Raw genomic sequence first — 23042 nt, 5'->3', positions numbered from 1 at the left:
CCCTCTTTTGACGTCTCACCGCTCCTGTTTCCCGCTATATCGTTCCAAATCATCCCTTTTGATGCCTGTTCATCACGGCACGACTTTTGCCGTCTACTGTGGGGGACTCGCCCCGACTCCATCCAAGGTGTCAAGACCGTGAATAGAATTTCGAACATTGCATTGGGCTGCATTGCGGCATTGCTCTTGACTCTCGCCTCCGCGGGAAGCAGCCGGGCCGATGAGCAGAATCATCTTTGCCGAATCGGCGTCAGGCCCCACGCCGGCTTCACGCGGCTCACGCTGGCACTGGACCGCCGGCCGGACTACGAACTGACATACCTTCCGGGCAACCGGGTGCGGGTGGCGTTGCGCGATACCGGCGGCGCCCGGTGGAAAAGGCTCCGCTCCTACCAGGATGCCAATGTGTCCGGCTGCAAAGTTTCCAGCCGCCGGGGGGATCTCTTCGTCACCGTCGGCGTCAAGGGAGATCCGCGCGGCGTCAGGGTTTTCGCCGCGCCGGACGCAACCGTGCTCACGCTTGATGTGGGGAGCCGGCTGGCCCCTTCCCGCATGTCTCCGTTCATCCAGGGGCGCGAAGGGATCCGGGAGGGGGTAGAGCAGCTCGTGACCCATTTCGATCCCCCCGTCAAAAGCGACATTCCCTTTATTCCCACAGATCGCCGCATTCTCCAGAAGATGCTGACGCCCGAGGAGGTGGATCTCGTCCTTTCCGGTGAAGCGGCCCTCTACAGGGGGCAGGGGAGCGAGGCCGAAGGGGTTTTTGCCCCCATTGTCACGGTCCAGTCACCGGTGAGGGCCCTGGCCTTTTACCGGCTCGGCGAGGCCCGCGCCATGCTCCAGAAATACGGCGATGCCCTCAAGGCCTTCCGTGAGGCAGAGAAGCTGCAACCCGAATATCTTGCCCAGTCGCCGGGAACCGCCTTCGCTTATGCCGATGCCGTAGTTCGCAGCGGCGACCTGGAGCTGGGGAGAAAGATGATGGGGCGGCTCATTGCGAGCCTTGCGGACAAAAGGTATGCGCCGGTGCTTCTGGTGAGGCTTGCCAATATCCTTGCCCGTCAGGGAAAGGATATTGAGGCGGAGGCCATTTACCGGAATGTCTCGGAGAACTTTGCCGGCAACAAGGCAGTCTGGCAGGCCCGGATGAAGCTGGCCGACCGCCGCATGATGACGTTGGAACCGGTCATCTTTTCCGGTCTTGTGGATGAGTACCTGAAAATCAATCAGAATGGCGACTTCGCCCTGCGAGAGGAGTCGCTGTTCAAGGCGGCGCTGCTCACTGCCCTCTTCGGAGAGGCGCCCGAAGGCTTTTCCCTTGTCGCCGAGTATGAGAAAAAGTTTCCCAAAGGCACCTATGCCAACGTCGCCCGGGGGATGCATGAAGAGCTCATCGTACCCATGGTGCGGACGCTGGCCGAGACCAAGGATTTCCCCGCCCTTATCAAGCTTGCCCAGGATAATCAGGACTATCTGGCCAAGTGTATCTCCGACCCGGACTTCGTCCGGAATCTCGTCATCGCCTTTGCCGACCAGGGGCGCTTTTCGGAAGAAGCGGAACTCTTCTCGGCCATTGCCGCCAAGGACTGGAGCGCTCCCCAGGCGCCGGAACTCTACCGGAGGATAATCGAAGCTGCGGAACGTACCGGCGATATCCCCCTGCTGGAAAATACGGCCGACAATTTCCTGGGTCGTTTCCCCGATCATCCGCTGGCCCTCCGTTACCGGGAGCAGGTTGCCGCCCTCGACTACAGCCGGGGCGACAAGGCCAAGGTTGTGGCGAGACTCGCGCCCTTGCTGAATTCCAGGCAGCATCCCGATGATGTGGAGAGCTTCTACATCCTGGGCAAGTCCCTGGAGGGGACCGGCAACAAGAAAGATGCCGAGCGCGCCATGCTCCTCTTCCTGTCAGAACTCCGACAGCGGGGTGGGACCTCGGAGCTGGTGCCGGATGCCCATTATGTTGCGGCAACAGCCCGTCTTGCACGACGCGACCGCAAGGGGGCCATGGAACTTCTCCGTGCCGGAAGCGCCTCCGCCCCCGAGGAGCAGCGGGCCCCGTTCCTCTATAAAATGGGCGAAATTGCCCGGATGGAGGGGCGCTACCAGGAGGCAGCCGCCCATTTCAAGGCAGTTGTCGACGGCGGCAAAGACCCGGTCTGGCAGAGCATGGCAAGCCAGGTGCTGGCAGACATGGAACTCAAGAAGAAACTGGCGGGGCAGGCCGGCCTGTCAAAATAGTGACTGGATGGCCGGGCAGGGGCGGGGCAAGGTCTATCTGCTTCGCCTTTCTTGTACCTGGAATTACAGGGCGAAGCAGAACAGCCGTTTGCTTTGCCCCCCGCGGGTGTGGGGTTTTACGGTGAGTAATAACTCTGGTACGCCTTTTGCTGAAGAGGGTGCGTAGGAATAAGGAGGACGGCAATGCCGATCGACAATATTTTCGGAACCACCGTGGATCTTCTGGCAAAGAGCATCGACCTTCGGTCAAGAAGCCACACCATGATTTCCGCTAATCTGGCCAATGTTGAGACCCCCAACTACACCCCGACGAACCTCTCCTTCGAGGACGAGCTCAAGGGGGCACTCAAGGGGAAGAAGGCTGGGACCCCGGCAATCACCCATCCGAAACATATTCCTCTCAAGGGGCAGGGGGAGTCCATCCAGCAGGTTCAGGGGATAGTAATCGATACCGCCTCGCTTTCTCCCGGCAAAGACGGCAACGGTGTTGAGCTTGAGGGGGAAATGTCCCGCATGGCGGAGAACCAGATCATGTATAACGCTTCGATCCAGATTCTTGCCAAGAAGTTCGAAGGAATAAAATCAGCCATCAGGGAGAATAAATAATGGATTTCTTCAGCGCCATGCAGATCAGCTCATCCGCCCTTTCTGCCGAGCGGACGCGGATGAATCTCATTTCCTCCAATATCGCCAACGCAAACTCCACCCGCACTGCGGAAGGGGGGCCCTACAAGCGCAAGGATGCCGTCTTCGCCGCTGCGCCCGCAGCGGAGAAATTCCAGGCCGCCATGGATCGGATGCGTCAAGGCGCAAGTCCCGCCGGAGTTCAGGTGACCCAGATTATAGAAGACCAGAATCCGCCCCGGCTCCAGTACGATCCAACCCATCCCGACGCCAATGCCCAGGGGTACGTTGCGCTTCCCAACGTGAACGTGGTGGAGGAGATGGCCGACATGATCGCCGCCACCCGGGCTTACGAGGCCAACGTCACGGCGGTTCAGGCCGCTAAAAGCATGGCCCTTAAAACCCTTGACCTTGCCTCGCGGTAGGGAGGGGCATTTTTTTGACACAAAAAAAGGGCGCCACATGGGTCCCCTTATGGAAACTTATCGGTAGACGGTTCAGAAACTTTAGAGTTTTTTCAGGAGGCAGTCATGATTGAGGGAATCGAAAGCGGCATCGGCATCGGCAAGGCGTTCCCGGATGTTGGAACGAAGGGTGCGAAGCCGTCCAGCCTGGTAAACGATACCGGCAAGTTTTTCGGCGAACTTGTAACCAAGGTGAACGAGCTTCAGGCCCAGTCGGATTCGGCCATTCAGTCGCTGGCCACCGGAGAATCCCAGGGGCTCCACGAAGTGATGATTGCCATGGAGAAATCGTCCATCGCGTTCCAGTTCCTGGGGCAGGTCCGGAACAAGGCGATAGATGCCTACAACGAAGTCATGCGGATGCAGGTGTAGGGTGTGCGCTGATTATACCCCCCTTTATGAAAGGGGGGCAGGGGGGATTTGCCCTTGCTTTAAATTCCCCTGAATCCCCCTTTCGTAAAGGGGGACTTACTAAGAACCGGAGTCATAAATGCCTGAAGGTCTGAAAAAACTGTTGGAACCGTTTCTCGCACTTCCTCCCGCCAAGCGGTGGATCGTGGGTGGTGTCGCGGGTGTCTCCATCATCGCCTTCGCCCTCCTGATAATGGTCGCCAACCGGACTGACTACCGGCCCCTCTTCACCAATCTCACCACTGAGGATGCCGGCGAAATCGTCACGAAGCTGAAGGAACAGAAGGTGCCCTACAGGATTGCCACCGACGGCAAGGCTATCCTCGTCCCTTCGGACAAGGTGTATGACCTGCGGCTCACCATGGCCTCCGAGGGGCTTCCCCAAGGTGGAGGCGTCGGCTTTGAGATATTCGACCGGAAGAACTTCGGCATGACCGAATTCGTCCAGAAGCTCAACTACCAGCGGGCCCTCCAGGGGGAACTCTCCCGGACCATCGCGCAGATCTCCGGTGTCGAGCAGGCCCGGGTCCATCTGGCGATTCCCGAGAAAGCCCTCTTCAAGGAGGATGAGAAACCCGCCACCGCCTCGGTGGTGCTCAAGGTGAAAGGGAACCGCCAGCTACGGGAGAACGATGTGCAGGGGGTTGTTCATCTGGTGGCTTCTTCCATCGAGGGGATGAACCCTGAACATGTAACCGTTCTCGACCAGAGGGGAAAACTCCTTTCAAAAAATTCCCCCGACGACGCCGCAGGCAAGATGACCGCTTCCATGCAGGAAGTGCAGCGGGCTTACGAGCGGAGCACCGAGGAGCGGCTCCAGTCGCTTCTGGACAAGGCGGTCGGCTCCGGCAAATCGGTAGCCCGCGTGTCGGCGGTTTTCGATTTCCGCCAGGTGGAGCGGTATGAGGAGAAGTACGATCCTGAAACCGTGGTTCGCAGCGAGCAGCGCAGCGAGGAGAGCATGGGGGGCGCCGCTGCCACGGCAGGCGTTCCCGGCGTCCAGACCAACCTCGGCCGGAACCCGGCCGGCACCGGCGGGGCCACCGGACCTACCGGAAGCAAGAACGACGAAACCCTCAATTACGAGGTCAGCCGCTCCACGGCCCGGACCGTCGAACCGGTAGGAACCCTTTCAAAGGTGTCGGTGGCCATCCTTGTTGACGGCAAGTACGACGCTGCCGCAGCCGGTAAAGAGGGCCAGAACGCAAAGCCCAAGTATGCGCCACGCTCCCCCGCCGAGCTTCAGCAGATCGACGCCCTGGTGAAGAGCGCCGTCGGCTTCAACGTAGAGCGGGGCGATCAGGTCACGGTGGTGAATATACCGTTCCAGGATACCGGCGAGATGGGGTCCGACGAGGGGAGCAAGTGGTGGAACGCACCGATTTTCCTGGCTCTCATCAAAAACGGCCTTATCGGCCTGGGTTTTGTGGCACTCCTCTTCTTCGTGGTCCGTCCTCTCATGAAGATGCTGAAGCCCGAGAAGAAGACTTCCTTCGAGCCGATCACTGCTGCTGAAGAAACCCTGAACCAGATTGCCGAGGTCCATCGGGCCCAGATCCAGAACCAGACCATCCGGCAGATGGAGCTCATGAACAAGGTGAAGGATGAGCCCTACCAGGCGGCACAAATCCTCCAGAACTGGCTGCGCGCCAAGGAACAGTGAACCCATTTAGCATGAACCGACATTCCATTCCACGTTTTCCGAGGCACTGACCATGGACGGTACCGACAAGGCTGCCATACTGCTTCTTTACCTGGGTCCCGAAGCGACCGCCAAGGTATTCGAGCATATGGACGATTCCGAGATAAAGCAGATATCCAAAAGCATGGCGCGATTGGGGCATGTCCCCCATTCCACCATCCAGGAAGTGGTCAACGAATTCACCAACATGACCAACCCGGAGACCGGCATCTTCTCCCAGGGGGAGGAGTTCGTCCGCAAGATCCTGGAGCAGACCCTGGGGGTCCAGAAGGCCGAGATGCTCCTCAAGGAGATCAGTTCCGCCAGTTTCGGGGATATGGTCGACATTCTCGCCAACCTGGACGGCAAGACCATTGCCAACTTCCTCTCCCAGGAGCATCCCCAGACCATCGCCGTCATTCTGGCCAAGCTGCGGGCGAAGCAGACCGGCGAGATTATCGCCATGCTTCCCCAGGAACTCCAGGCCGAGGTGGTGATGCGGATTGCCGACGTCGATCAGGTGTCGCCGGAAATTCTGGAGGATATCGACGAGGTCATCAAGCGGGAGCTGACCGCCATGGGGGGGATTCAGCGCTACAAGGTCGGCGGCGTGGAAAAGGTGGTCGATATGTTCAACTACCTGGACCGGAGCAAGGAGAAGCAGATACTCGACAAGCTCGATGTGCTCAATCCGCCCCTGGCCGAAGTCATCCGCAAGCATCTGTTCACCTTCGACGACATCTTCAAGCTGGACGATCGCTCCATCCAGGGAATCATGCGCGAGCTTTCCAACGATACCCTGACCCTTGCCATGAAGACAGCTCCCGACGAGATCAAGGATAAGATCTTCCGCAACATCTCCAGCCGTGCCGCCGAGATGATCAAGGAGGACCTGGAGGTCATGGGTCCGGTCCGCCTCTCCGACGTGGAAAAGGCCCAGGGCGAGATTATCAAGATCGTCCGCCGTATGGAGGAGGAGGGAAAAGTGGTGCTGGCGGGTCGTGGAGGCGACGATGTCCTCGTCTAGCAGGCTCTCGCGAATCATCAAGGCGGGCGAGCCGTCACGTTATTCGTCCCAGAGCTTCTCCTTCGGCCGAATTCTGGACGATGTTCAAGACCAGGACTCCCAACCGGCAGTGTCGGGATTTGTTCCCATGTCCCTGGGCATCGGAGATGCCGGGTACGGGCTGCCCGATCCGGCTGCTTCGGTGGAGGAGGCTCCGGAACCGGCAATGCCGAGCCTGGAGGGGATGATTGTCCTGTCCGAGGAGGAGTTCCAGGCCAAGGTGGATGAGATTTACCACAACGGCATGGACGAGGGGCGCCGCCAGGCTGAACGGGGGCTGGCAAATGTTTTCAAATCGTTGCGGGATGGCGTTACCGCCTTGACGGGATTGCGGAGCCGGCTCCTCAAGGAGAGCGAGGAAGATCTCCTTACGCTGGCCGTAATGATTGCCCGCAAGATAGTCCAGCGGGAGATTTCCCAGGACCCCGGAATTCTCGCCACCATCATCTCTTCTGCGGTGGGGGGGTGCACCGAGCGGGATCGGGTGGTTGTGCACCTCAATCCCGACGATTACGGACTGGTGTCGGCAAACCGGCAGACGTTCCTGCCGGGGGGGGGCGATGACGTTCCCATTACCCTTTCTCCCAATGAGGATGTGGGGCCCGGCGGCTGTCTTGTGGAAACCTCCACCGGGACCGTGGATGCCCGGATCGAGTCCCAGATTGACGAGATTTACCGGATACTTCTCGAAGAGCGGAGCGTGCAGGCAGAGGCTCCGGTTGCAGCGCCTCCCGAGCCGGAGCCCCGCGGCGAACTTCCCCTCCCCGGCACCGATGATGTGGTTGCCCCCTACGCGGGACCGGGCGCCTGGGTGAAGGCCGTTGACGAGGAAAAAAACATTGGCACTGAATAGAGTCGATTTCTCCCGTTACCTCGCGGCCGTGGAGAGCGTGAGGCCGATTCGGTTCCACGGTAAGGTGACCCAGGTCGTGGGGCTCGTCATCGAAGGTTTCTGCCCCGACGCAGCGGTGGGCACCCTCTGCCAGGTCCATCCCCTCGAAGGCGATCCCATCCCGGCCGAAGTGGTGGGTTTCCGCGACAACAAGACGCTCCTCATGCCCTTGGGCGAGCTGCGCGGCGTTGGGCTCGGAAGTCTGATATCCGTCAAGAGGAAGAAATCGTCCCTCGGCGTCGGCCCCGGTCTCCTGGGGAGGGTTATCGACGGCCTCGGCGAGCCCATTGACGATAAAGGTCCCCTTTCGACCCGCGAAGAGTACCCCATCTACGCCAATCCCGTGAACCCCATGAAGCGGCGCCCCATCCGAAAGCCTCTGGATCTGGGCATCCGGGCCATAAATGGGCTCCTCACCTGTGGCGAGGGGCAGCGTGTCGGAATCATGGCCGGTTCCGGTGTCGGAAAATCGACACTGCTCGGGATGATTGCCCGCTACACGGAGGCGGATGTGAACGTCATCGCCCTCATCGGCGAACGGGGGCGGGAGCTTCGTGAGTTCATCGAAAAGGATCTCCAGGAGGAGGGGCTGAAAAAATCGGTGGTGGTTGTCGCCACCAGCGACCAGCCGCCCCTGGTGCGGATGCGCGGCGCCTACATCGCCACCACCATTGCCGAGTATTTCCAGGCCCAGGGGAAGAAGGTGCTCCTCATGATGGATTCGGCCACCCGCTTCGCCATGGCCATGCGGGAGGTGGGTCTGGCCATAGGCGAGCCACCCACCACCAAGGGGTACACCCCGTCGGTTTTTGCAGCCCTTCCCAAGCTTCTCGAGCGGACCGGAAACTTCATGGACGGCAGCATCACCGGGCTTTACACGGTGCTGGTGGAGGGGGACGACTTCAACGAGCCGGTTTCCGACGCCATGCGGAGCATCCTTGACGGCCACATCGTCCTGAACCGCGAGTTGGCGGCCCGGGCCATCTATCCCCCCATCGACGTCCTGGCCAGCGCCTCACGGGTGATGATGGACGTTACCGACAAAGGCCAGCAGCAGTTCGCCTCCCGCTTCAAAGAGCTTCTTGCCTCCCACAAGCAGGCGGAGGACCTGATAAATATCGGGGCCTACAAACCGGGGTCCAACCCGACCATCGACTATGCCATCTCCAAGATGGAGGGGATGATGGGGTACATCCGCCAGGGCGTCCATGACGGCGTAACCATGGAGCAGGCGGTCAGGGGATTGGGCGATATTTTCGACGAAGGAATGGCACTCTGATTGCACATTGACAGAGTGTGAAAAAGTTCTTCTGATTCCGGGGGATTCGGGAGCAAGCCATGATGCATAACAACGGATTTCAGTTGCAGCAGGTTCTAAACTACCGCAAAGAGGTGGAAAAGGTGCGCAAGGTGGAGTTTGCCGCCGCCAAGCGCGAGTTCGAAAGTGCCACCGAATTGCTGGAGCATCACAAGGCAGAGGCCGACCGGGCGAGGGTCGAGTACAACAACAAGCAGGCCGCCGTGGTCAATGCCGCCGAACTCCAGATGTATGCAGATTTTTTCCGCCGCAAGACCGGCGATATCCAATCCCAAAGGCTGGAGGTCGTCAACCGGGGCCAGGCTATGACCGAGCGGCGCGAGGAATTGATGGACGCCGCCAAGGACAAGAAGGCACTGGAGCTCCTCAAGGAGAAACAAATGGCAATGCTGCGGCGGGAGCGGGCCGAGAAGGAACGGGCCTTTCTCGAAGAGCTGGCCATACAGAGGTCCTTCAGATAAATCATGCGCACAACAACGATCATGCCGCTTATGGCGGCGATGGGGTTCCTTCTCCTCGCGCCGCCGCTTTGTACTCCTTCCGCCGTCGAGGCCCAGTCTTCCGGCGGGAGCGGGGGACGGTCCACCGTACAGGGGCCGGTTTATCCCACGGCTTCTACCCGGAACGGCGTCGGGGAGGCGGCGGCGCTGGAGATGAAAAAACAGCAGCTCGCCGCCAGGGAAGCGGCCCTGGCCATAAAGGAACAGGAGCTGAAGTCGCTGGCAGCCACCCTTGATGCGCGGGTGAAGGAACTGGAAACGGCCAAAACGTCCCTTGACCATTCCCTCGACGCCCGGAAAAAGGTGCAGAGCGCCAATTATCAGAAGCTCCTCAAAGTTTACAAGGCGCTGAAGCCCCAGCAGGCGGTGAAGCTTCTGGACGGGCTCCCCGAGCGGGAGGCGCTGGAGCTCCTGAGCGAGATGGACCAGAAGCGGGCCGCCAAGCTCCTCCCCCTTATCAAACAAGATAGGGCGCTGAAGTGGACCCGGCAAAACCTCGCGGCCCGTTAGGGAAGAGCTTTTTACCACCCGCTCGCTTTGCTCGCTAGAGGGCACAGAGAAAAACAAAAAAAGTTTTTTTGCTCTTTGACAACCACATAGGTTTCAGAAACGTGGATTTTTCGCAAGATCAACGCCGAGATTGCGGAAAAGCCGCGTTTCATCTCACCAAGAAAGGAGGTGAACAAGTATGGAGATCATGCAGATGCTCCAGGTGATTCCCCAGGCAGTCCCTGCCCCCGGAACCGCACCTGAAGTCCCTGCCGGATCTGCCGCCACCCCTGACCACTTCGCTTCGCTCATGGCCGGGCTTCTTGTGCAGCCCCCCGCCACGACGGCTTCCGCTGACGAACTTCCAACACTTGCTGCGGAAACCATGGGGCCGAACGATCAAAATGCCGCCGCCCCCGAGACCGATGACATCGATACCGCCGAATTAGCCATGATGTCGCTCGCTTCTCTTGTGGCACCTCCGACGATCGTTCCGCAGAACGCTACGGTTATCGGAATTCCCGACCCTGCCGTTGCGACCGTCGAAGCGAACGCCGCCATCCCGGCGACGCAGGTCACTGCCACCGCCCCTGAGCCGGCACCAGCGATGGTGCTTGCAACCGCAACTTCTGCGGAATCGGCCGCGCTTCCGTCCCAAACTCCCCAGACCGCCACCGTTATCCCCCAGCCTGAACTTCTCCGGGATACGACCCAGGCGAAACCGCCGATGGAAGCAGCTTCCCCCGCATCGGCACCCCAGGCCGCAACCCAGCCTGTACCGGTAAAGAATGCGGTTGAGGTTCTGTCGGTCACCCTTGAACCGGCTAAAACTGCCGGGGTGCCCGCATCCGAACCCTTGCCCGAAACGGCATTGGATGTTGCCGTGGCGGAAAAACCGTCACCCCGTGCCACGGGATTGACGGCAGCCTATCCCGATCGGATACCGGTCATCCCGAAGGGGGAACATTCCCCTGTGACGGCTGAACGGGCACCGGTGACGGAAACGGCACGGCAGACGGATGCCTCACCCGTTGCGGGCGCCAAGGCCCAGGAGGTTGAGGTGATCGTCAAGGGAGAAGCCGGAGAGCAGCAATCCTCCGGCGAGCAGGGATCAGGCGGCAGCCACACCGCTGACTTGAAGGGACATGCCGCACCCGTCCACACCGACACGGCGAAATCCTTCGAGCCCGCTCTCACCGGCACCACGAAGTCCGAGCACCAGCCGGCCAACGGCTTGCGCGACAGCATCATGGCCCAGGTGAAAGAGGGAATCGCAACCCGCGAGCCCGCCCGCAACGGCGAGATCGCGATTCGCCTCGCTCCGGCAGAACTGGGGGAGCTCCGGATTAACGTAAGGGTTGTGGATCAGCAGGTTAGGGTAGAAGTAGTGGCGGCCAACAGCCAGGTGCGGGAGATTCTTCTCAACAACCAGGATTCCCTCAAGGAGAACTTCTCGCGGCAGAATCTGACCATGACCGGTTTCGACGTATCCACCGGCACGGGTCAGGGGCAGGAGCAACTCTTCCGCGAAGGAAGGGAAGCCGGGCAACAGGGAGGCTTCAGGACCGCTTACCGGCGGGGAACGGCAGAGGAGGAAACAATGGCGGTTCAGGAAACCGGCTATTACTACACTGACCGGCGCGATTCGATCCTCGACGTTCGACTTTAGGAAAGGAGGTAATTACATTCATGATAACCGGAGTCACCACTGATACAGCAGCAGCGACAGCGGCCATGAAGCAGTCCACCGGGCTGAGCAAGGATGATTTTCTTCAGCTGTTCATAACCCAGTTGCAGAATCAGGATCCGCTGAACCCCCAGGACAGCTCGGAGTTCATCGGCCAGATGGCGCAACTGACCCAGGTGGAGCAGGCCTACAACACCAACACCAATCTGGCTTCCATTATCGACCAGCTCAATGGTGCCACGAGTTTTTCTTCCGTAGCATACATCGGCAAGACGGTCACGGCGAACGGCGACCAGATCCAGCTTACCGCCGGCACTCAACCGACCATCGGCTACCGGCTTGACGCCAATGCCGGCAAAGTAACCATCGACATAACCGACAGTACCGGCGCCGTTGTCCGCACCCTGACCCTCGGAAACACCCCGGCCGGAGACGGCACGATTGTCTGGGACGGAAAAGACGGCAGAGGGGTCACCCTGCCGGCAGGGGAATATGCCTTCAGCGTGACCGGATACAATGCGGACGGAGAGAAGTTCCAGGGTTATCCGCATCTCGTCGGCACGGTTCAGGGAGTAACGCTGGAAGGGGAAGAACCTTACGTAACTATCGGCGGCGTCAGCGTGCCGCTCAGCAATGTACTCTCGGTGAAAGGAGCGTGAGCCAGGGATGATCGACAAGATCTATTTTCCCGAACCACTCCCCATTAACCCGGTACAAAAACCGGCGCAACCGCAACCGGCGAAACAGGGCGGAGCAAAGTCCGGATTCGCTACGATCCTCGACGGCAAGATGCCGGCCGAGGGGGTCAAATTCTCCCAACATGCCCAGGAACGCCTGAGGTCGAGGGGGATCAGCCTCAATGAAGCAGACATGAAGAGGCTGGAGGGAGCGGTGGACAGCGTGGCACAGAAGGGTGGGCGCGAATCGCTCATCATGCTCGGCGACGCAGCACTTGTGGTGAGTGTCAAAAATCGGACAGTCATCACCGCCATGGACCGGGGCAGCATGCAAGGGAATGTGTTCACGAACATCGATTCGGCAGTTGTTTTATAGGATAAGGGGACCAGGGATCAGGGACCTGAAGCAGCAGGGAAGAAGATGATTCACAACGGGCCGGACCTTCACGGGGGCCCGGGAATGCCGACCGACTGAGGCGTTCCATTTGAACCAGGCGGCAGTCGACTACTGCCGACCCCACGGAGGCAACACAAAATGAGCGTTACATCTGCAATGTACACCGGCATCAGCGGCCTTAATGCCAATGGCGAGGCCATGTCCGTTATCGGCAACAACATCTCCAACGTGAACACCATCGGTTTCAAGCAGGGGCGCATGCTCTTCTCCGATGTCCTCTCCAGCACCATCAGCGGCGGCTCCCAGATCGGCCGAGGCGTCCAGATCCAGACCGTGGAGAACCAGTTCACCCAAGGCTCCTTCGAGAGCACCGAAAACGGCACCGACCTGGCCATCCAGGGGGATTCCTTCTTCGTGGTCCAGAGCGACAACGGCCGCTACTACACCCGCGCCGGCGCCTTCCACTTCGACAAGGATGATGTTCTGGTGAACCCTGACGGATATCAGGTTCAGGGGTATGGAATCGTTCCGGATTCAGGCCTGTCCGACGGCGTCATGAAGCCCATCGACCTGACCGATTATGCCACTACTCCGCCGAAACTCACTTCAAAGGTCGAGATGGTGCTGAACCTGGATTCCACCCAGGCGGTACCGACCCTCCCCTGGGATCCGGCCAACCCGGTGGCGACTTCCAACTTCTCCACAAGCATGTCGGTCTATGACTCCCAGGGCAATGCCCATACCGCTACGGTCTACTTCCGCAAGACCGCCGACAACGCCTGGGACTGGCACGCGATTCTTCCCGATGCAACGGCCGGGAGCCCCGTAGACGGGACCCTCACCTTTGACTCCACCGGCGCTCTCACGAGCCAGCTGCCGGATGCCGCCACCGCCCAGAGCCTCACCTTCGTAGGGGGCGTCACCGCTCCCCAGTCGATATTCTTCGACCTCGGCGTCGGGGCCACCACCCAGTACGCCAGCGCCTCCATCGTCTCTTCCCAGACCCAGGACGGCTACTACCAGGGCACCCTGACCAAGGTTACCATCGACGACAAGGGGTACGTGAACGGGGTTTACTCCAACGGCCAACTCAAAAAGCTGGCTCAGGTTGCCCTGGCCAAGTTCTCCTCCACCGCCGGCCTCTCCAAGTCGGGGGGGACCCTCTTCGAGGAGACCCTTGCATCGGGCCAGCCCATCTTCTCCAACGCCAGTACCCCCGGCGTGGGCAAGGTGCTTGCCAACTCCCTTGAGCAGTCCAACGTGGACTTGGCTGCCCAGTTCGTAAAGATGATCACCACCCAGCGGGGCTATTCCGCCAACTCCAAGACCATTACCACGGCCGACGAGATGCTTCAGGAAGTTCTCAATCTCAAGCGGTAATCCGATATCTTTAAAGGGGGGAGCCACGGGGCTCCCCTTTTTTTTGTCCCAAACGGTGCTCATTCGCGGTGGCTGCATGCCGGAAAATTGACTCATCGGCTTTGTCGTGCCGGCCGAAAGCGCTCTATGCCCCCATTGCTGCGGGATGTGGCGCCCCATGTCGCCATGGGGCTGTCAAAACATCGACTTCTTGCCATCGATTCCAAGGCACGCAGCATTCCCGCTCCTTTCCGAACATCCCCGGCGAACATCAGAGACCTGCGGTTTTTCGTCAATTTCCGGGTCTGGACGGATCGCCCGGTTCTTTTGGCGTCTTTTTTTCATTCTGGCACTTCGGTTGCAGTATCTGCATCGGTGCGTCAAGCCCACTGATATCAACCGCATAGTAACAAGGAGGAGAACCTCAATGGCTGCAGAAGAAAACGCTCCGGCGGACGCTACGCCGAAAAACAAGAAAATGCTTTTCATCATTATCGGCGCGGTTGCCGTGGTGGTGATTGCCCTTGCCGTCGTGTTCATGGGGGGGGGCAAAAAGGAGAAGAGCGAAGGCGCCTCCGAGGCTAAGGTGGAGGAGAAGGCCGAGGGTGGAAGCCACGGCGCATCCGGAGGGAAGGAAGGGGCCGCCGGCGCCGCCTCTGCTGCCAATATCTTCCCCATGGAGCCGTTTATCGTCAATATTTACGATGGCCAGGAACTCCGTTACCTGCGGGTCAAGGTGGAATTAGAGACCGCCACTGCCGATGCCAAGAACGAGATCGAGCTTCGTCAGGCACCGCTGCGGGACGCCATCCTGGTGCTCCTGACCACCAAAACGCTTCAGGATGTCCAGGATCTCCAGGGCAAGAACCAGCTCCGTGACGAGATTATGGTGGCCATCAACAAGATCCTTCCTCCGGGCAAGGTGAGCAGGGTCTATTTCACGGACTTCGTGGTGCAGTAGGGTGAGAATCCGCCTTCCTATGCATACCGGCATGGCCGAATAGGGACCGATCATGGAGAAGATCCTCACCAAGCAGGAAATAGAGGCACTGCTGGCCGCCGTTTTCGAGGGGAAAATCGAACCCGAAAAGGAACTGGCCAAAGCAGAGGGAATGGTCCATGCCTATGATCTCTTCAACAACGAGACCAAAGGAAACATCCCCAGCCTCGATATTATCTACGACAGCTTCATCCGCTATCAGCGCGGTACCCTGTCGAACCGGCTGGGCCGTATCGTAGAGATCAAGAAGATGGGGGCGGCAGCCTACAAATTCGATGATTTCCTCCATACCCTGCCGTCGCCTGTGGCAATGGCAATCTATAAGGCCGACCCCCTCAAGGGCGCGGCACTGGTTGCCTTCGACAGCGCCCTTGTTTTCACCATCGTTGACTGCATCCTTGGGGGGACCGGCTCTTCGGCCGTGCCGATGACCGGCAACAGGATGTTCACCTCCATAGAGCTGCGGCTGGTCCAGAAGATAATGCAGGACATCCTCGCCGATCTGGAAAAGGCGTGGGCACCCATCTACGCCACCAAGATGTCGCTCATGCGGATGGAGATGAACCCGCGGCTGGTCAATATCGTCCCCCCAGAATACCAGGTGCTGACGATGGAGTTGCAGATCCAGATCGAGGAAATCATCGGCAAAATGGTTTTCGCCGTCCCACTTACGACGATCGATCCGGTGAGGGACAAGCTGAAGACGGGCGCCCAGGTCGACATGATGGCCGTTGATCCCCAGTGGTCATTCCGGCTTTCATCGGGGCTGCTTGAGGCGCCCCTTGACCTCTCGGTGGAGGTGGGAGGGGCGACCATAAGCCTGGATGACCTTCTCAGCCTGGCGCCCGGCGACACCATCATGCTGGAAACCCCCTGTGCCAGCGACCTGGTGGTCAAGGTGGGGGGAGTACCTAAATTCATGTCGGCTCCGGGACTCAGGCACGGAAACAAGGCGGCGCAGATTACCACCATACTCGGCAAAGGGAGAGAGCAGTGAGCGACCTCGATAATGACAACCTGAAGGATGGCGAACTGGATACCAAGAATCTGAACTTCATCCTCGATATACCGCTGCAGCTTACGGTGGAACTGGGCCGGACCAAGATCCTCGTGAAGGACGTGCTCCAGTTGAATCAGGGGGCGGTCGTGGAGTTGACGAAGCTGGCCGGGGAGCCCCTGGACGTTTTCGTCAACTCGAAGCTGGTGGCCCGGGGCGAGGCGGTGGTGGTGAACGAGAAGTTCGGTGTCCGGCTCGTGGATATCGTGAGCCCCAACGAGCGGGTGGAGAAGGTGCTGTGAGACGGCTCGCCGTGACGGGATGGGCCGTGGCTGCTGCCCTGGCGCCGGCCGCCGCCTTTGCTTCCGATAAGCCGGGCAGTCCCAGCCTTGTCATCCTGACCCTCCAGATGCTGGCATCGCTGGCAGTGGTGCTGGGTCTCATCTATCTCTTTTACTACATCAGCAACCGCTGGTTCAGGCTGGGTGCGCCGGCCCGGGGCGAAGAGCGCCACATCCGGCTGGTGGAGACCCGCTACCTGGCTCCCAAAAAGTCGCTGATCCTGGTGGAGGTTGGAGGGGAGTACCTCCTTATGGGCTCCAGCAACGACAACCTCACCTTCATCAAGCAAATCGACATCCTCGAAGAGATCGAGGTTGTCGAAGATACCGAGAAGCGCCCCATGTCCGCCCTTTTCCAGGGAAAGCTCGACGCCATGGCCGCAAAGATTGCCGCCATGAAGCATGGCCGTGCCGATTCCGCCGGCCGCCATGCTGCGAAACTCTGACACCAGGGACGGTGTTGTCATGAAAAAAAATCTCCTTATAACATTATCCATAATAGCCATGGTGATGGGAGTTGCTGCTGCGGCTTCCGCCGAACCGGCGGTCCCGGCCATTTCCATAGGTGTCGGGAAAGCCGCCAAGCCGGGGGACGTCTCCTCGCTGATGCAGATATTCTTCCTCATGACGGTGCTCTCCCTGGCGCCGGGCCTGATGATGATGACCACCTCCTTCACCCGGATCGTCATCGTCCTTTCGTTTCTGCGCACCGCCATCGGCACCCAGCAGTCTCCGCCGAACCAGATAATCGTGGCCCTGTCGCTCTTCCTCACCTTTTTCGTCATGAGCCCTGTCTGGCAGCAGGTTAATACCCAGGCGATCCAGCCCTACCGGGCAGCCCAGATTACCCAGGAAGAGGCATTGAAGCGGGCCCAGGTTCCCATGCGCAAGTTCATGCTCTCCCAGACGCGGGAGAAGGATATCGCCCTTTTCATCAATCTCTCCAAGCTGCCGCGCCCCCGCAATGCCAACGACATCCCGACCATGACCCTCATCCCGGCCTTCATGGTTTCGGAGTTGCGGACGGCATTCCAGATAGGTTTCCTCATTTTCATCCCGTTCCTGGTGGTTGACATGGTGGTGGCGTCGGTTCTCATGTCCATGGGCATGATGATGCTGCCGCCGGTCATGATCTCGCTCCCCTTCAAGATCCTCCTCTTCGTCCTGGTGGACGGGTGGGGGCTGGTCATCGGCTCGCTTATCAAGAGTTTTGGATAAAGTCCGGTCCCGGAGGTTAAACCATGAGTCCCGATCTCGTCGTCCAGATAGCCCGCCGCAGTTTCGAGGTTACGCTGCTTCTTGCCGCGCCGCTCCTTATTTCCGGCCTTGTGGTGGGTCTGCTCATAAGCATCTTCCAGGCGGTCACCTCCATACAGGAGGCGACTCTCGCCTTCGCGCCGAAGATTATTATCGTCATGGTGACGATGGTCATCTTCTTTCCGTGGATGATGAGCTACATGAGCGACTTCACCCGTGAGCTTTACGCGCTGATCCCCTCCATGAGGAATTGAGGTGAACGCAGGGGCAATTCATGAATTGCCCCCGCATCCTCGTCGAGAACCCATGTTCCCTTTAACCACGCCATTTCCATCGGTCAACGAGATCGCCTTTTTCACTCTTGTGATGGGGCGAATGGCTGGCATCTTTGCATCCATCCCCCTTTTCGGTGGCACGCGGGTGCCGATGAACATCAAGGCCCTGGTTATCTTTTCCCTTTCCATGGTCTGTTTTCCCCTTGTGAAGGCTAAATTTCCCCAGATTCCCGAAGACATGCTGTCCCTCGGCATCCTCATGATCCGCGAGACCCTGATCGGCACCTGCCTCGGGCTCCTTTCCCTCATTGTCTTCGCCGCCGTGGAATTCTGCGGCCAGATCTGCGGTATCCAGATCGGGTTTTCCATCGTCAGCGAGATTGACCCCACCCAGGGGGGGCAGCAGTCAGTCCTCTCCATCTTTCAGGAAATGCTGGCAACTCTGCTGTTCCTTTCCCTCGGGGTCCACCATGTATTTATCGGGGCGCTGGTGGAGAGCTATAACGTGCTGCCGGTGGGGGCCTGGACCATGAGCGAGGGGCTTCTGAATTTCCTTGTCATCACCATCGGCCAGGTTTTCGTTCTGGCCATCAAGCTTGCGGCGCCGGTGATGGTGACGCTGCTCCTCACGAGCGTCATGTTAGGCATCATGGCCCGGGCATTTCCCCAGATGAACGTCTTTTTCGTGAGCATGCCGCTCAATATCGGTATCGGCTTCATAATCCTGGGGCTCTCGCTCCACGTTTTCCTCAGCACCCTCAGGGGATCGTTCGGGGTGCTGGACGAGCAGATCATGACCATCATGAAGCTCATGGGTAACGGATAATGGCTGACGAAGACAGGCATTCAAAAACAGAACAGCCGACACCCAAGCGGCTGGACGAGGCGAAGAAGAAGGGGATCCCCCACAGCCGGGACCTCACCTCCACCGTCACCCTTATCGCTTCCATGATCGCCCTCTACACCACCGGGGGCTTCATGTTCTCCACCCTCAAGACCACAACCGGCGAGATTTTTGCCGATATGGGGACGTTCGAGGTCACCGAGTCGAGCATCGAGATGCTGCTGGTCAAGCTCTCTCTCGTTATGCTGAGTGTTGTCGGGCCGTTCATGATTGTGGTGGTCCTCGTGGGGCTTTGCACCACCATGGCCCAGGTAGGCTTTTCCATAAACGCCGAGCGCATCACCTTCAAGCTCGACAAGCTTAATCCCGTTGCCAATTTCGGCAAGCTCTTCAACAAAGACTCCATGATGGAGATGGCCAAGGCAATCCTCAAAATCGTGATCGTCGGCTACATGTCCTACAAGATCCTGCGCGACGAGCTGGACGGGATCATCTACCTGACCGACACCGACTTCGCGGGTATCCTCGAACTTTTCAAGCATCTGGCGTTCAAGCTGGTACTCCACACCTGCGGCGTGCTCCTGATCCTCGGGGTCATCGACCTTGTATTCGTCAAGTGGCGCTTCATCGAGCGGCAGAAGATGACCAAGCAGGAGGTCAAGGAGGAGCACAAGGAGTCGGAGGGGGACCCGAAGGTCAAGGGGAAGATCCGCCAGATGCAGTTCCAGCAGGCCCAGCGCCGGCTGCGCACCGTCATCCCCACTGCCGACGTGGTCATCACCAACCCGACCCACTTTGCCGTGGCCCTCAAGTACGATCGCCTCACCATGGCCGCCCCTACGGTTCTCGCCAAGGGCGCCGATCACATGGCCCAGACCATCAAGGCCATGGCCCGGGAAAACAACATCATGCTCGTGGAAAACCGCTTCCTGGCCCGGGAGCTTTACGCCCAGGTGAAGGAGGGGGAAGAGATTCCCGAGGCGCTTTATGCGGCGGTGGCGGAGGTTCTAGCCTACGTCTACAGCCTCAAAGGCAAAGTGTAGGTGGCTCGCGTCCGTCTGCACGCCATCTTTGCCGCGGCTTCAATCACGTCATCCTCGACGTAGCTTGGGCTACGCCTGCGGTGCCGTTCAATCAGTCACGACAAATCTGACGCACATACGAACGCGATGGTGATATTGGTGGTGATCGCGTCCGTCTGCACGCCATCTTCGGCCGCTCCTCAATCACGCAATCCTCGACGTAGCTGGGCTACGCCTGCGGTTGCGCTCAATCGTCGCGGTCAAATCTGGCGCACATACGAAGCGATGAAATAGTGGTGGTTGTTGGGATGGAAGCTGGAATGAAGAAGGCCGGAGGGGGTGCCCTCCGGCCTTCTTGTCGTTGCTGGTGATGTTTTGTGCTGCTATGCGGCGTAACGGAGAATTTCCACTTCAACGGTCTTTCCGGTTCCGGCGATGATTGCCTCCACCTTTTCCATGACCGGGTCTTCCAGCAGAAATTCGCTGCAGCTGCCGCATTGCAAGACCGGCAGGTCCTTGATTATGATGATGGAGTGGGGGCCGGTCTTGAAGGGAAGGTCTGTGGTGATCTGCTCGAAAGATCCCCCGCAATGGTGACACTTCATGATTTCCTCCGTCTCCTGCCGTCAGATTCCCATTTATCATCCGACGGCATATATGTGGTTATGATCCTGACCGCATCGTTGTCTCGATCCAGAGCGAAGAGAATATGGAAGACCATCCCTTCGTGTTCAGCCCGGATCAGGTAACTGGGCAGGTATTTGTCATCGGGATACCGTTCAATTATTTCATAAGTATTTATGGATGCAAAGATAATTTGCCGAGGGACAAAACGTTCGGCCATGCGCATGTTGACGTGATAGGTCCAGAAAATACTCTTGCGTCTGACGCACGACTGGATGATATCAAGGATGTTCTGTTCTTTCCGGTGGGACTGCACGACTTCGGCGGAAAGTCAATTCTGGTGGCTCGCGTCCGTCTGCACGCCATCTTCGGCCGCTTCTCAATCACGCAATCCTCGACGTAGCTTTGGCTACGCCTGCGGTTGTGCTCAATCGTCGCGGCCAAATCTGGCGCACATACGAACGCGATGTTGGCATCGGTGGTGGTTGGAATCGTGCTGAAAAGTAAAAGGCCGGAGAGGGTGACCCTCCGGCCTTTTTGTTTTTGCTCAGTTCGAGATGGGGCGGGGGGTGGTGTCGGAGTTGGGGGGGAGTACCGGGTGCACCACCAGCGGCTGCTTGCCGGTTAGGGTCTTCATGAATGCGGTGATCTTGCCGGCGTCGTCATCGGTGAGGGAGATGCCGAGCTGGGCGCTTCCCATGATCTTGACGGCGTCCTTCAGGTCCCATACCTTGCCCGAGTGGAAATAGGGCATGGTGATGGCCACGTTGCGCAGGCTCGGGGAGCGGAACACATATTTGTCGGCCGAGGTGTTGGTGACTTTGAAGCGACCGGTGTCGTCCACGGGCCGGACCTCGGGCCCGGGATCTTCTCTTACGCCGAAGGGGAAGTAGCCGGTCCCTCCCACGTTGATGCCGCTGTGGCAGGCGACGCACCCCTTGTCGAGGAAGAGGGCGAGTCCCTGCTCCTCGGTGGCGGAGAGCGCCTTTTTGTTCCCGTTCAGGTATCTGTCGAAGGGGGCGTCGGGGGTGACTAGTGTCGCCTCGAATACCTCGATGGCCCTGGCCACGTTGTCGAAGGTGACGGGGTCGGCCTCGCCGGGGAAGGCCTTCTTGAACAGGGGCTGGTAGCCGGGGATGCTCTTGAGGGTCGCCACCAGGTTTTCGGGCTTGTTGTTCATCTCAACCGATGCCTGGACCGGCCCCTTGGCCTGGGCAGCCAGGTCCTCGGCCCGGCCGTCCCAGAACTGGGCTATGTTGTAGACGGCGTTCAGCACCGTGGGAGAGTTGCGGGGACCCTTCTGCCAGCCGTGGCCGATGGAGGTCTCCAGAATGTCGGTGCCGCCGAGTCCCACGTTGTGGCAGGTGTTGCAGCTGATAAGGTGCGACGACGAGAGGCGCGGGTCGAAGTAGAGCATTTTACCCAATTCAACCTTTGCCGGCGTGGCCGGATTTCCCTTCAGGGCCTTGGCTTTGGCGGGGATTGGCTTGAAAATCCCCTTTGCCCGGCCCATGATGTCGTCTTTGCCCCATGCTGCACCTGCTGCAAGGGCAAGCACTGCCGCACATGCGATGGCCTTTTTCTCCATGCGTCTTCCTCCTCCTGAGTAATTGGTACATTGTGTCAAGTATACCCCCTCTTCCTTTCTCTGCAAGGAGACGGGCGGGCAGATTGTGCTTCCAGCACCGCCGCCGGTGGGGTATCATCGGCCTCAAGCTCCATTACGCCCCAGGAGGTGACACCGTGCAGAAGGGAAAACCGGCCAAGAAATATTCCCAGGCGGGGAGGGTCCACGACCTCATCCGGCTCATCGAGGCCCGCCACGGGGTTACCCTGGAGGAGATGGCCGAGGAAACCGGGGTGGACCGCCGCACAGTCCACAGGGATCTGAATGTCATCCATGAGGCGGGCTATCCCCTGGTCTCCGAATGGCTCAATGGCCGGAAAATCTACCGCTTTCTCACCCGTTTCAAGGATGTGCCACCCATAACGTTCACCCTTCAGGAGCTGATGTCCCTGTCGTTTTTCCGTTCCCAGCTCTCCTTTCTTGACGGAACCCCCTTCCGGCAGGATCTGGATGCGGTTTTCCGCAAGATCGGCTCGGTGCTTCCCCCCCGCTATGCGGCTCACATGGAGAGGATTGCCGATGTGTCGCTGCCGCTGTTGCAGGGAAGGCGCGACTACTCCCCGGTGGCCGCGCATCTGGAAAGCCTGCGGGACGCTCTCATCTACCAGTACCGGGTGAGGCTCTCCTACCGTGGGGCGGGTAAAGGTAAGGCAACCGCCTACGAGGTTGACCCCTACACCCTGGTTTTCTACAAGGGGGGGCTCTATCTGGTGGGGTACGCCCATAACCGCAATGATCTGCGGACTTTTGCCGTCGAGCGGATCGCCGGCGTCGAGGTGCGGAAGGAGCGCTTCGAGATCCCTGACGGGTACCGGCCGGAGGAACGGCTCAAGGGGGCTTTCGGCATCGTTGAAGAGGAGCCGTTGGAGGTTGAAATCCGCTTTTCGCCTGAAATCGCCCATGCGGTTCAGGGGAGGGTCTGGCACCCGAGCCAGACCGTGAAAAACGGGGAGGACGGGAGTCTCGTCCTTTCCTTCTTCGCCGGGGGGAAGATGGAGATTATCTCGTGGGTTCTTTCTTACGGCGAGCATGCAGAGGTGCTGGCGCCAGCCGCTTTGCGCCATGAGATGGGGGCCATTGCGCGGCGGATGGCCGGGAGATACGGAGAGAAGCCCGAAGTATAGAAAATGCCGATGAATCGACGACAGGGCTAAAGTTCTTTCACGGCCGGCCGATACGGATAAATAGAGTTAAAGTAATCTGTATCGCGCGGCTTTTCGTCCAGCCAGGGACCGCGCCGGGGTGCCTG

Annotated in this window: 26 protein-coding genes; 23 read left to right on the top strand and 3 right to left on the bottom strand. The window is 59.3% G+C overall.

Annotation, left to right across the window (positions count from 1 at the left end; genetic code table 11):
• The first annotated feature begins 138 nt into the window (after window positions 1–138).
• From JZM60_RS03515 to flhB, 22 genes are all read left to right on the top strand, one after another.
• Window positions 139–2241, top strand: coding sequence for a tetratricopeptide repeat protein (locus JZM60_RS03515; RefSeq protein ID WP_207164140.1), 2103 nt, complete (start codon window positions 139–141; stop codon window positions 2239–2241).
• Between the two features lie 183 nt (window positions 2242–2424).
• Window positions 2425–2847: a flagellar basal body rod protein FlgB gene (gene flgB, locus JZM60_RS03510; RefSeq protein WP_207164139.1), complete on the top strand. Its 423-nt coding sequence runs from the start codon at window positions 2425–2427 to the stop codon at window positions 2845–2847.
• Window positions 2847–3290, top strand: a complete 444-nt coding sequence (gene flgC / locus JZM60_RS03505; protein ID WP_207164138.1) for a flagellar basal body rod protein FlgC — start codon at window positions 2847–2849, stop codon at window positions 3288–3290. Before flgB ends, flgC begins: the two co-directional genes overlap by 1 nt.
• 105 nt (window positions 3291–3395) lie before the next feature.
• Window positions 3396–3701 (top strand): flagellar hook-basal body complex protein FliE, encoded by a 306-nt coding sequence (gene fliE, locus JZM60_RS03500; protein WP_207164137.1) that lies wholly within the window; start codon window positions 3396–3398, stop codon window positions 3699–3701.
• Window positions 3702–3819: 118 nt separating this feature from the next.
• Window positions 3820–5403, top strand: a complete 1584-nt coding sequence (gene fliF / locus JZM60_RS03495) for a flagellar basal-body MS-ring/collar protein FliF (RefSeq protein ID WP_207164136.1) — start codon at window positions 3820–3822, stop codon at window positions 5401–5403.
• Window positions 5404–5455: 52 nt separating this feature from the next.
• Complete coding sequence (fliG, locus tag JZM60_RS03490; protein ID WP_207164135.1) at window positions 5456–6448, top strand: flagellar motor switch protein FliG; 993 nt, start codon at window positions 5456–5458, stop codon at window positions 6446–6448.
• Entirely contained in the window at window positions 6435–7340 is a 906-nt protein-coding gene (locus tag JZM60_RS03485) for a FliH/SctL family protein (protein WP_207164134.1), read from the top strand. The genes fliG and JZM60_RS03485 overlap by 14 nt, the downstream gene beginning before the upstream one ends.
• Entirely contained in the window at window positions 7333–8658 is a 1326-nt protein-coding gene (locus JZM60_RS03480) for a FliI/YscN family ATPase (RefSeq protein WP_420907834.1), read from the top strand. Before JZM60_RS03485 ends, JZM60_RS03480 begins: the two co-directional genes overlap by 8 nt.
• Before the next feature lie 59 nt (window positions 8659–8717).
• The gene (gene fliJ / locus JZM60_RS03475) at window positions 8718–9158 is read left to right on the top strand and encodes a flagellar export protein FliJ (RefSeq protein WP_207164132.1); all 441 of its coding nucleotides are present in this window, start codon (window positions 8718–8720) and stop codon (window positions 9156–9158) included.
• Window positions 9159–9161: 3 nt separating this feature from the next.
• Window positions 9162–9707, top strand: coding sequence for a MotE family protein (locus JZM60_RS03470; protein ID WP_207164131.1), 546 nt, complete (start codon window positions 9162–9164; stop codon window positions 9705–9707).
• Window positions 9708–9885: 178 nt separating this feature from the next.
• Complete coding sequence (locus JZM60_RS03465) at window positions 9886–11355, top strand: flagellar hook-length control protein FliK (RefSeq protein ID WP_207164130.1); 1470 nt, start codon at window positions 9886–9888, stop codon at window positions 11353–11355.
• A 20-nt stretch (window positions 11356–11375) separates the two neighbouring features.
• Window positions 11376–12032, top strand: coding sequence for a flagellar hook assembly protein FlgD (locus JZM60_RS03460; protein WP_207164129.1), 657 nt, complete (start codon window positions 11376–11378; stop codon window positions 12030–12032).
• Between the two features lie 7 nt (window positions 12033–12039).
• Window positions 12040–12426, top strand: coding sequence for a TIGR02530 family flagellar biosynthesis protein (locus JZM60_RS03455; RefSeq protein ID WP_207164128.1), 387 nt, complete (start codon window positions 12040–12042; stop codon window positions 12424–12426).
• 159 nt (window positions 12427–12585) lie between these two features.
• On the top strand, window positions 12586–13827 hold the full coding sequence (locus JZM60_RS03450) for a flagellar hook protein FlgE (protein ID WP_207164127.1): 1242 nt from the start codon (window positions 12586–12588) through the stop codon (window positions 13825–13827).
• A 406-nt stretch (window positions 13828–14233) separates the two neighbouring features.
• A complete protein-coding gene (locus tag JZM60_RS03445) occupies window positions 14234–14767 on the top strand; it encodes a flagellar basal body-associated FliL family protein (RefSeq protein WP_207164126.1) in 534 nt (177 codons plus the stop codon).
• A gap of 52 nt (window positions 14768–14819) precedes the next feature.
• A complete protein-coding gene (gene fliM / locus JZM60_RS03440; RefSeq protein ID WP_207164125.1) occupies window positions 14820–15803 on the top strand; it encodes a flagellar motor switch protein FliM in 984 nt (327 codons plus the stop codon).
• Window positions 15800–16105, top strand: coding sequence for a flagellar motor switch protein FliN (gene fliN / locus JZM60_RS03435; RefSeq protein ID WP_207164124.1), 306 nt, complete (start codon window positions 15800–15802; stop codon window positions 16103–16105). The genes fliM and fliN overlap by 4 nt, the downstream gene beginning before the upstream one ends.
• Complete coding sequence (gene fliO, locus JZM60_RS03430) at window positions 16102–16590, top strand: flagellar biosynthetic protein FliO (protein ID WP_241426359.1); 489 nt, start codon at window positions 16102–16104, stop codon at window positions 16588–16590. The genes fliN and fliO overlap by 4 nt, the downstream gene beginning before the upstream one ends.
• A 19-nt stretch (window positions 16591–16609) precedes the next feature.
• A complete protein-coding gene (fliP, locus tag JZM60_RS03425; RefSeq protein ID WP_207164123.1) occupies window positions 16610–17362 on the top strand; it encodes a flagellar type III secretion system pore protein FliP in 753 nt (250 codons plus the stop codon).
• A 23-nt stretch (window positions 17363–17385) separates the two neighbouring features.
• The gene (gene fliQ, locus JZM60_RS03420; protein WP_207164122.1) at window positions 17386–17655 is read left to right on the top strand and encodes a flagellar biosynthesis protein FliQ; all 270 of its coding nucleotides are present in this window, start codon (window positions 17386–17388) and stop codon (window positions 17653–17655) included.
• Window positions 17656–17707: 52 nt separating this feature from the next.
• Entirely contained in the window at window positions 17708–18502 is a 795-nt protein-coding gene (fliR, locus tag JZM60_RS03415) for a flagellar biosynthetic protein FliR (protein WP_207164121.1), read from the top strand.
• Window positions 18502–19563 (top strand): flagellar biosynthesis protein FlhB, encoded by a 1062-nt coding sequence (gene flhB, locus JZM60_RS03410; protein WP_207164120.1) that lies wholly within the window; start codon window positions 18502–18504, stop codon window positions 19561–19563. Before fliR ends, flhB begins: the two co-directional genes overlap by 1 nt.
• Before the next feature lie 362 nt (window positions 19564–19925).
• Here flhB and JZM60_RS03405 read toward each other — a convergent pair whose 3' ends face one another.
• From JZM60_RS03405 to JZM60_RS03395, 3 genes are all read right to left on the bottom strand, one after another.
• Entirely contained in the window at window positions 19926–20147 is a 222-nt protein-coding gene (locus JZM60_RS03405; RefSeq protein ID WP_207164119.1) for a YgiT-type zinc finger protein, read from the bottom strand.
• A complete protein-coding gene (locus JZM60_RS03400; RefSeq protein WP_241426421.1) occupies window positions 20144–20386 on the bottom strand; it encodes a DUF4258 domain-containing protein in 243 nt (80 codons plus the stop codon). Before JZM60_RS03400 ends, JZM60_RS03405 begins: the two co-directional genes overlap by 4 nt.
• A 327-nt stretch (window positions 20387–20713) precedes the next feature.
• Entirely contained in the window at window positions 20714–21754 is a 1041-nt protein-coding gene (locus JZM60_RS03395) for a cytochrome-c peroxidase (protein ID WP_207164117.1), read from the bottom strand.
• Window positions 21755–21909: 155 nt separating this feature from the next.
• On the opposite strand from JZM60_RS03395, the gene JZM60_RS03390 reads away from it, so the two are divergent.
• Window positions 21910–22917: a helix-turn-helix transcriptional regulator gene (locus JZM60_RS03390; protein WP_207164116.1), complete on the top strand. Its 1008-nt coding sequence runs from the start codon at window positions 21910–21912 to the stop codon at window positions 22915–22917.
• Window positions 22918–23042: the final 125 nt, after the last annotated feature.

Origin of the sequence: Geobacter benzoatilyticus, assembly GCF_017338855.1 — a bacterium.
Taxonomy (GTDB): domain Bacteria; phylum Desulfobacterota; class Desulfuromonadia; order Geobacterales; family Geobacteraceae; genus Geobacter; species Geobacter benzoatilyticus.
The sequence above is the reverse complement of the archived record's forward strand: the minus strand, read 5'-3'. Positions and strand labels throughout refer to the sequence as shown.